Here is an 8,787-nt window from a genome sequence, read left to right as displayed (position 1 = left end):
CCCCGCCCCCGACCGCCGCGCCAGCGGCGCTGCGACGCGTCGAGTTCGCCTGGCCTCGGGGCCTCGCAGATTGCAGCCCTCGGCCCGCCCGGGCGCGCCGAGGGCGTGTTCAGAACCGCGGTTTCCCTCAGTCCCCCAGCCCGATCCCCCGCTGCGCCCGCCCGACGGCGCGCCAATACAGCGGCTGCAAGAGCGCCAGCGACGTCAGCATGCCCGCAGTCGCCATCAGCCACAACGTGACCGTGCCCACCGGCACGCCGGGTGCCAGCCAGCTCGTCAGAGGCGCGAGCGCGCCTGCCCCCGGCCCGTAAGCGAGAAACCAGCCGCCCATGAGCCCGACGCCGCTCAGGGCGAACGCCTGCACGCACATGGGCACGAAGGCAATCCGGTAGGCGCGCAGTTGATAGATCGTCTGCGCGTGAAAGGCGTCGGCCAGATGAAAGAGCGGCAGCACGGCCAGCAGCGGCAGGGCGATGGCCTTCACCTGGGCACTGTTCGTGTAGAACGACAGGATCCAGGGCCCGGCCAGGATCAGGATCGTGAGTGTCAGCAGCACTTCCAGGCTCGTGAGCGCGAGCCCTGCCTGACCCATGCGCCGGGCAAGGAAGGCATCGCGCGCGCCCAGTGCCTGCGCAGCCTGCGAGGAGGCAGCGATGCCCACGGCCATCGGCGCCATGTAGCACAGGGCGGCCAGATTGGCAGTGATCTGGTGGGCGCCCGTGACGGCAATGCCTTCGCGGGCCACCAGCAGCGCCATGAATGTGAAGGCCATGACCTCGATGAGGTAGGAGCCGCCCATCGGCAGGCCCAGGCGCAGCAACTCGCGCTGGTCAGCCCAGCGCGGACGGCCGATGCGCAGGCCCAGGGTGGAGAAGACCGGGTCGCGCCGCAGCACGACGAGCCCGATGCCCACGCTGATCCAGAACACCAGCGCCGTGGCGATGCCGGCACCCACCGCGCCCAGGGCGGGCAGGCCGAACTGACCATAGATCAGCAGCCAGTTGAAGAAGGCCTTGAAGCCCACGCCTACCAACGCGATGGTGGTCATCACCTTGGGCCGCGAGATGGCTGCGCCCAGCGCATACATGCTGCGAAAGACGAGCGCGGCGGGCAGACCGCACGCGAGCGCGATGAGGTAGGCCTCGACGCGGGCGCGCACGTCCGGGTCGATGTTGCCCGACAGGCTCAGCCAAGGCCCGGGGAACAGCAGGGCCATGGCACCCACGGCGGAAAGCCCCAGGGCCAGCCACACACCCTGGCCCCAGCTCTCGCCCACGGCATGCAGCCGGCCGGCGCCGAAGTGACCCGCCAGGATGGGGATGAGGGCATGCACCACGCCCATCAGCCCGACGAACACGGTGATGTTGATGGACACGGCCAGGGCCATCGCGGCGAGATCGGTGGGCGAGGCGTGACCCGTCATGCTCGTGTCGAGCACGCCAAAGGCGATGCCGGCCCACTGGCCGATCAGAATGGGCCAGGCCTGGCCGACCAGGCGGCGCAGGATGGCTCCGAAGGGCTGGCCGGCCAGGGCCGGTACGGCTGCCGTCGAGCCTGCGCGGGCCATGGACGCCGCCGCCTGCGACGGCGTCTCTGCCGCGTCCGCCGACGGGGCGAGCGATGCCGCCCGGCCGGCCGGACGCTCGCCAGGCGCGGTCACGGCCGCACCCGCATCAGCCGATAGAACTCTTGCCGGTCGGACGGGCGGGCACCCTGCCACAGGATCTGGTAGCCGGGCGGCGCCGGGTCGACGATGTCCTGGGTAGTCTGTTGCAAGACCAGGGGGCAGCTGCTGTCGAAGCTGAACACCAGGCCTTCGAGCACGGCGAACGAGGCGCGCTGCGGCAGGTTGAGCCCGCTCGTGCGCACGCAATCCTGCGGCGGCTGCTCGGCCAGGACGCGGTTGATGTGCTCCGCCACGGGGCGATAGCTGCGGGCGTAGTCGATGTGGGGCAGCCAGAGCGTGTTGAGCAGCACCCAGGCGACCAGGACGCCGCCCGCCGACAGCATGGAGCCGCGCCAGAGCGCGACCGGCAAGGTGCGCAGGCGCCAGGTCAGCAGCACGATCCAGGCAGCGGTGGCGATGAGCGCGGCGAGCAGGGCGAGCCACACGATCTCATGCGCGAAGCCGGGTGTCTGGCGCTCGATGTTGGCGGCGATCTGGCGCGGCCAGCCCGAGAGCGCCGTCGTCCAGCCGAACCAGACGAGAAAGGCGGCCACCGAGAACGCCATGACGGCGAACCAGTCGAGCGCGTTCACCTGGCCACGGCGCAAGGTAGGCAGGGCGAGCGCGCTCAGGGTGGCGCCCGGAATGATCAGGCCGAGGAGCTCGGGCTCGCCCGGGTGCCCTACGATGAGCAGCATGGCGAGCGCGCCGCCCGCGAAGGCAAGCGGCATGCGCAGGTGCGGCGCACGCCACCAGCCGCGCCAGCGCCAGACGGCCAGCAGGGCCAGCGGCCAGAGCGGCCACAGGAACCAGGGGGCATTGCGCAGCGCACTCGTGAGGCCAGTGAACGTGACGAGGCCGAAGAAATCCGCGTGCCAGGCGCGCCAGCCTGCCATCCAGTAGGCGCTCGTGTCCGCCGCCACGCTCCACCACCACACGCTGGGAACGATGGCCAACGGCAGCGCGAGCAGCGCGGCAGCACGCAGGCCACGGCGCCCGGTGGCGGGCAGCGCGAACGGCAGCGCGATGAGAATCGGGATGAGGCTTGCGCCGCCGCGCGTGAGAAAGGCGCCGGCGAGCGCCAGGCCCAGCGTGGCGGCGCCCGTCCACGGGCGGTCGAGCATGCGCGCCACCGAGTAGAAGGCGAGCGCCTGCATCGCCACGACCGCGGGGATGATCGAGGTCTCGTGGCTGCGCCAGGCGAGCCCCAGGGTGGCGATGAGCAGCAGCAGCGCGGCATCGGCCAGCATCCGGCCGTAGTCGGCCGAGTTGGGCTGGCCCCCGAAAGGCAGTGCGAGCGGCTGCGCCTCGGCGCGTCGGCCCAGCAGATAGGTGCCGTACCAGAGCGAGCTCGACGTCAGCGCGAACCACAGCAGGTTGGGCAGGCGCCCGGCGGCGATGTCGCCGATCCAGGGCCCGAAGACCAGCATGCTGCCCGCACCCACCCACATGGAGAGCGGACCGTTCGAGGCGGAGGTGACGCCTGCCACCTGCGGCAGCAACCATGCCTCGCCCTGCAGATAGACGGCGCTCCACATCTGCGCGAGCCCGATGACGTCATCCGTCTTCCAGGGGTCGCGGGGGAACAGGCCGAAGATGATGTAGATGAAGCACACCCCCAGCAGCACCGGCCGCGACAGCTTGGCAGCGGCAGGGGCTGTCAGTCGGGCTGGCGTGGCACGAGGGGAGGGGGAGATGACGGACACAGGCGAGTCGACTCGGGTGGTGGGGCCGCGAGGCGGTCAGCCCCGTCCGGCATTATGGAACAACGACGCGCTTGCCACGCCCCGACGCTCGGCGATAAAAAAAGGCAGCGCGAGGCTGCCTTTCGGGTAAACGGGCGCGAGGCAGCGCATGGCTGCCGGGCCGATTTACTTGGCGACGGTGCCCGTCGTGCGCGCGAAGCGGGCGCGGAACTTCTCGACGCGGCCGGTTTCGACGATGCGGGTCTGGGCGCCCGTGTAGAACGGGTGCGATTCGGACGTCACGTCGCACTTGAAGAGCGGGAACGTCTTGCCGTCCACATCGATCGTGTCACGGGTCTGGACCGTGGAACGGGTCACGAACTTGTTGCCGGTCTGGACGTCGAGGAAGTAGACGTCGCGGTAGTTGGGGTGAATGCCTTCTTTCATGGCGAATCCTTGACGTAGCTCTAGCCGCTGTGGCGACTGACGTACTGTAAGTAAAGGGCAAGACTGCCTGAGACCGCATGCGCCTTGGCCCGTGAGCCGGGCAAAAACGGACGCTTTCCCGCCAACAGACAAGGCAGGCGTACCAAAGGTAACTAGCTATTATGGCTGCAACTCAGCCTGAGTGCAAGCGGAAAGTGCGCGGCTCAGTTCAGGCAAGACCCCACCGCATGGCCCTTCGACCTTGCAGGCGAAGAGCTCATCGGCGCGGGTGCGGCCAAGATTCACGCAGGCAACCGGTTTGCCAAGCGCCGCTGCCGCCCGCACGAAGCGCAGACCGGAATAGACCATGAGCGAGGAGCCCGCGACGAGCACGGCGTCCGATGCGGCCAGCGCATCCATGGCGGTGCGGACGACGTCCATCGGCACTGTGTCGCCGAAGAACACCACGTCCGGCTTGAGGATGCCGCCGCACCGTGCGCAGGGCGGCACGTCAAAGTCGTCGAAGTCGGCTTCCAGGTCGGCATCGCCATCCGGCGCCGCCTGCGCCCGCAGGGCGAGCCAGGCGGGGTTGCGCCTTCCGAGCTCCGCCTGGAAATCGGCGCGCGGCAGCCGCACGCCACAGCCGAGACACATCACCCGGTCGATCCGGCCGTGCAGGTCGATGACGGCACGACTGCCCGCAGCCTGGTGCAAGCCGTCCACGTTCTGGGTGACCAGGCACGTGATGTGACCCCGGGCCTCGAGCTGGGCCAGGGCATGGTGCGCGGCATTGGCGCTGGCCCGCCCGAAGTGCTGCCAGCCGATCAGGCTGCGCGCCCAATACCGGCGGCGCACGGCCGCATCGGCGATGAAGTCACGGTGGTCCACCGGCGGCTTGCGCTTCCAGGCGCCGGCATTGTCCCGATAGTCCGGGATGCCCGAGTCCGTGCTGCAGCCGGCCCCGGTCAGGACGAAGAGGCGAGGGTGGGCGCGAACGAGATCGACCAGGTCGGTAACGGCGTTGGCGGGCACGAGCGTGAACGGAGCAGGGAAAGACTCAGTGTAGCGGGATCCGCCCGGCCCGCCCGTGCCCTCGGCGATCAGGCCTTGCCCGGCTCGGCCGCAAGACCGTTGAGCGCGTAATCCACGAAGTGCTGCATGACGTCCTGAACGCTCAGGCGCCCCTTGGGCGAGTGCCAGCGCGCAATGACGCCGAACGAGGAGAGCAGGAACTTGCCGGCGAGCGAGGGATCGACGGCGCGAATCTCGCCGCTCTCGATGCCGTCGATCACGCACTGGCGCAGGATCTTCTCGAACTGGTCGCGCAGGGCCAGGGCCTGCTCGCGATGGGCGCCCGTCTCGGCCCAGAACGCATTGGAGCCTGCCATCCACTCATACCGGTGGTTGTCCAGGTGCTCGGCTGTCGCCTGGAAATACGCCCGGATACGGCCGATAGGCGTCGTGCCCAGCGCGGTGCGCTCACTCACGAAGGCATTCAGGCGCTGCAGCGATTCGATCACCACGCGATCGTAGAGGGCTTCCTTGTCCGGGAAATGGTAGTACAAAGCCGCCTTCGTGATGCCCGCCACTTCGGCGATGTCACGCAGGGAGGTGCGGTCGTAACCCTTCTGGCCGAAGAGGCGACAGGCGATATCGAGGAGCTGCGCTTCGCGGGTGCTGGCGCTCTCGCGCGTCTGCTTGCGGGCAGCCGGGGCGAGCGCAGCAGTGCTGGCGGCCGCGCGCGGTCGGGGGCTGGCAGGACGGGTTGTCATGTCGTGAGACGCCAAAAGGTAACGGAGCATTATCGCCACGATGGCGGGTCGGTTACAAGCCGGCCGGCAGGGCAGCAAGCGCAGTGCCGCGCCATTGGGAGAAACCCCGGCATCGTCGCGCCGCGCGCTGTATTGCCACGCGAGAACGATTGATCTAGTATCGCCTAACTTACCGGCCGGCAGGTTATTTATGGACCGACCAGGCTGGAGGACGATGCCCAGGACAAGGCCATCGTCATCGGGGCAAGACGAGGAGACAAACGATGCTGGGCCTCATGCAACAACAGCCGCTGCTGATCTCGACGCTGATCGAGCATGCCGCGCAATTCCATGGTCGGACCGAAGTCGTGTCCAGCCGGGTCGAAGGCGATGTTCACCGCAGCACCTGGGCCGAGATCGCCGATCGTGCACGCCGGCTGGCCAATGCCCTCACCCAGCTTGGCGTGGGGCCGGGGGACCGTGTCGGCACGCTCGCCTGGAACACCCACCGTCATGCAGAGCTCTACTTCGGCGTCTCCGGCATGGGCGCGGTGCTGCACACGGTCAATCCGCGGTTGTTTCCGGAGCAGATCGAGTACATCGTCAATCATGCCGAGGATCAGTACGTTTTCTTCGACCTGAGCTTCACCGACCTGATCCGCGAGCTCGCGCCGCGGCTCACGGGCGTGCGCGGCTTCGTGGCCATGACGGATCGCGCCCACATGCCGGCGCTGGATGTCCCGAATCTGCTCTGCTACGAGGAGCTGCTGGCGGCCGCGTCGCCCGAGTACACCTGGCCCGTCTTCGACGAGAACACCGCATCCTCGCTTTGCTATACCTCGGGCACCACGGGCAATCCGAAGGGCGTGCTCTACAGCCACCGCTCCACCGTGCTGCATGCCTGGACCGCCTGCGCGGCCGACGGGCTTTCCCTGTCGGCGCGGGATTCGGTGTTCGTCGCCGTGCCGCTTTTTCACGTGAACGCCTGGGGTATCCCGTATGCGGCCGCCCTGTGCGGCGCGAAGATGGTGCTGCCTGGGCCGCGCCTGGATGGCGAGAGCCTGTATCGCCTGATGCGCGACGAGGGCTGCAACTTCTCGCTCGGCGTGCCCACCGTCTGGCTGGGCTTCTTCGACTACATCGATCGGCAGCGCGCCACGCTCGATCTGGCCGAGCTCGCGCTTGCCCGTGTCGTGATCGGCGGCTCGGCCGCGCCGCGTGCCCTGATCGAGCGCTTCGATCGCGAACTCGGTGCCTACGTCATCCACGCCTGGGGCATGACGGAGACCAGCCCGCTCGCCACCATCGGCATGCCGCTGCGTCAGCACGCCGGGCTGCCCGAGGCTGAACGCCATGCGCTGCAGAGCAAGCAGGGGCGAGCGATCTACGGCGTCGGCCTGAAGATCGTCGGCGAATCCGGGGAATCCCTGCCGCACGACGGCGTGGCCTTTGGCGACCTGAAGGTGCGCGGGCCCTGGGTGGTGGAGCGCTACTACGGCGCCGACGCCTCGGCGCTCGATGCCGATGGCTGGTTCGCCACGGGCGACGTGGCCACCATCGATCCGGATGGCTACGTGCAGATCACGGACCGCTCCAAGGACGTCATCAAGTCGGGCGGGGAGTGGATCTCCTCCATCGACCTCGAGAACGCCGCGGTCGGCCATCCTGACGTGCGTGAAGCCGCTGTCATCGGCGTGGCGCACCGCAAGTGGCAGGAGCGCCCGCTGATGCTGGTGGTGCTCAAGCCGGGCGCCGTGCTTGATGCGCCCGCACTGCACGCCTTCCTGGCCGAGCGGGTGGCCAAGTGGTGGCTGCCGGACGAGATCATCGCCGTGGATGCCCTGCCGCACACCGCCACCGGCAAGCTGCAAAAGGTGCGACTGCGCGAGACCTACCGGGCCCATCAGCTGCCCACCGATACCGCCTGAGATTCCGGGGCACCTTGCCCCACCTGCTTCCTGACCCCGATAACCGACGCGATACGTCGGAGGAGACAACCATGTACCAACAAAGATCCGGCCGCGTGCTGGGGGCCGCCGTACGCCTGGGCGCAGCCATCGCAGGTGCCGCCAGTCTTGGCACCACCGCCTTGGCCCAAGGCATTTCCGATGACGTCGTGCGCATCGGGGTGCTGAACGATCAGTCCGGCTACTTCTCGACCGAACTCGGCAACGGTGCGGTCATCGCCGCGCGCATGGCCATCGAGGATTTCGGCGGCACGGTCAATGGCAAGAAGATCGACCTCATCGTGGCCGACGACCAGAACAAGCCGGACGTGGGCATGGCCATTGCCCGGCGCTGGATGGACGTCGAGAAGGTGGACGCCATCCTGGGGGGCTCCATTTCGCCGCTCGCGATCGCGGTGTCCGGCCTCATGCGCGACAAGCAGAAGCCCTATCTGATCTCTGGCTCGGGCACGGCCGATCTGACCGGCAAGGCCTGCTCACCGATGTCGATCCAGTTCGTCTACGACACTTACTCGCTGCCCAAGGCGGCGGTGAAGGCGTTGTCGGAGCAGGGCAAGAAGACCTGGTTCTTCATCACGGTGGACTACGGCTTCGGCACGCAGATGCAGGAGGACGCCACTCGCTTCATCGAAGCGGCGGGCGGCAAGGTGGTGGGCGCGATCAAGCACCCGCTGGGTGCCACGGATTACTCGTCGCACCTCATGCGGGCACAGGCGAGCGGCGCGGACGTGGTCGTCTTCGCCAATGCCGGGCCGGACTTCATCAACGCCGTCAAGCAGGCCGCCGAATATGGCCTGAACGACGGCAATCGCGTGCTGACTGGGTTCGGCGTGACGCCCAACATGGTGCTGGGCGTCGGCTTGGAGGCCACCCAGGGCATGCAGTTCGCCGATCCGCAATACTGGAACAAGGACGAGCCCTCGCGTGAATGGTCCGAGCGCTTCATGAAGCAGAACGGCGGGCGTGCACCCACCTACCAACAGGCCGGCAGCTATAGCGCCGTCATGCACTACTTGAAGGCCGTGCAGGCCGCGGGCACGGATGAAGGCCCGACGGTGATGGCCCAGATGAAAGCCACCCCGATCAACGATTTCTCGATGAAGGACGTGCACATCCGCGAGGACGGCCAGGCCATGCGCCCGATGCAGCTCGTGCAGGTGAAGTCGCCGGCGGAATCGAAGAGCCGTTACGACATCTACAACGTGCGCGGCACTCTGCCGGCCGAAAGCGTCTGGCGCCCGCTGGCCGAGGGCGGCTGCGGCTTCATCACCGCCGGCAAGTGACGCGGACCT

The 8,787-nt window shown here is 68.2% G+C and carries 7 protein-coding genes; 2 read left to right on the top strand and 5 right to left on the bottom strand.

Annotation, left to right across the window (positions count from 1 at the left end; all coding sequences use genetic code 11):
* Positions 1-127 precede the first annotated feature (127 nt).
* The 5 genes from IMZ29_RS07705 to IMZ29_RS07685 all read right to left on the bottom strand — a co-directional run bounded on the left by IMZ29_RS07705 (position 128) and on the right by IMZ29_RS07685 (position 5,549).
* The gene (locus IMZ29_RS07705; protein WP_216182466.1) at positions 128-1,567 is read right to left on the bottom strand and encodes an MATE family efflux transporter; all 1,440 of its coding nucleotides are present in this window, start codon (positions 1,565-1,567) and stop codon (positions 128-130) included.
* A gap of 89 nt (positions 1,568-1,656) precedes the next feature.
* Positions 1,657-3,363 (bottom strand): ArnT family glycosyltransferase, encoded by a 1,707-nt coding sequence (locus tag IMZ29_RS07700; protein ID WP_216182464.1) that lies wholly within the window; start codon positions 3,361-3,363, stop codon positions 1,657-1,659.
* A 174-nt stretch (positions 3,364-3,537) separates the two neighbouring features.
* On the bottom strand, positions 3,538-3,798 hold the full coding sequence (locus IMZ29_RS07695) for a type B 50S ribosomal protein L31 (protein ID WP_216182429.1): 261 nt from the start codon (positions 3,796-3,798) through the stop codon (positions 3,538-3,540).
* Between the two features lie 159 nt (positions 3,799-3,957).
* The gene (locus tag IMZ29_RS07690) at positions 3,958-4,809 is read right to left on the bottom strand and encodes an NAD-dependent protein deacetylase (RefSeq protein ID WP_216182426.1); all 852 of its coding nucleotides are present in this window, start codon (positions 4,807-4,809) and stop codon (positions 3,958-3,960) included.
* Between the two features lie 68 nt (positions 4,810-4,877).
* The gene (locus tag IMZ29_RS07685; protein WP_216182424.1) at positions 4,878-5,549 is read right to left on the bottom strand and encodes a TetR/AcrR family transcriptional regulator; all 672 of its coding nucleotides are present in this window, start codon (positions 5,547-5,549) and stop codon (positions 4,878-4,880) included.
* 263 nt (positions 5,550-5,812) lie between these two features.
* Between IMZ29_RS07685 and IMZ29_RS07680 the strand changes: the two genes are divergently transcribed.
* Together IMZ29_RS07680 and IMZ29_RS07675 are read left to right on the top strand one after the other, a co-directional pair.
* Positions 5,813-7,456 (top strand): 3-(methylthio)propionyl-CoA ligase, encoded by a 1,644-nt coding sequence (locus IMZ29_RS07680; protein WP_216182421.1) that lies wholly within the window; start codon positions 5,813-5,815, stop codon positions 7,454-7,456.
* 71 nt (positions 7,457-7,527) lie between these two features.
* A complete protein-coding gene (locus IMZ29_RS07675) occupies positions 7,528-8,778 on the top strand; it encodes an ABC transporter substrate-binding protein (protein WP_216182418.1) in 1,251 nt (416 codons plus the stop codon).
* Positions 8,779-8,787 lie beyond the last annotated feature (9 nt).

The sequence above is a fragment of the Verticiella alkaliphila genome, assembly GCF_018904615.1.
Taxonomy (GTDB): Bacteria; Pseudomonadota; Gammaproteobacteria; order Burkholderiales; family Burkholderiaceae_B; genus Verticiella; species Verticiella alkaliphila.
The sequence above is the reverse complement of the archived record's forward strand: the minus strand, read 5'-3'. Positions and strand labels throughout refer to the sequence as shown.

Excerpts from the sequence above, each read along its gene's own strand:
- IMZ29_RS07705 (WP_216182466.1), bottom strand. The coding sequence starts at position 1,567 with ATGGCCCGCGCAGGCTCGACGGCAGCCGTACCGGCCCTGGCCGGCCAG.
- IMZ29_RS07685 (WP_216182424.1), bottom strand. The coding sequence starts at position 5,549 with ATGACAACCCGTCCTGCCAGCCCCCGACCGCGCGCGGCCGCCAGCACT.
- IMZ29_RS07680 (WP_216182421.1), top strand. The coding sequence starts at position 5,813 with ATGCTGGGCCTCATGCAACAACAGCCGCTGCTGATCTCGACGCTGATC.
- IMZ29_RS07675 (WP_216182418.1), top strand. The coding sequence starts at position 7,528 with ATGTACCAACAAAGATCCGGCCGCGTGCTGGGGGCCGCCGTACGCCTG.
- IMZ29_RS07695 (WP_216182429.1), bottom strand. The coding sequence starts at position 3,798 with ATGAAAGAAGGCATTCACCCCAACTACCGCGACGTCTACTTCCTCGAC.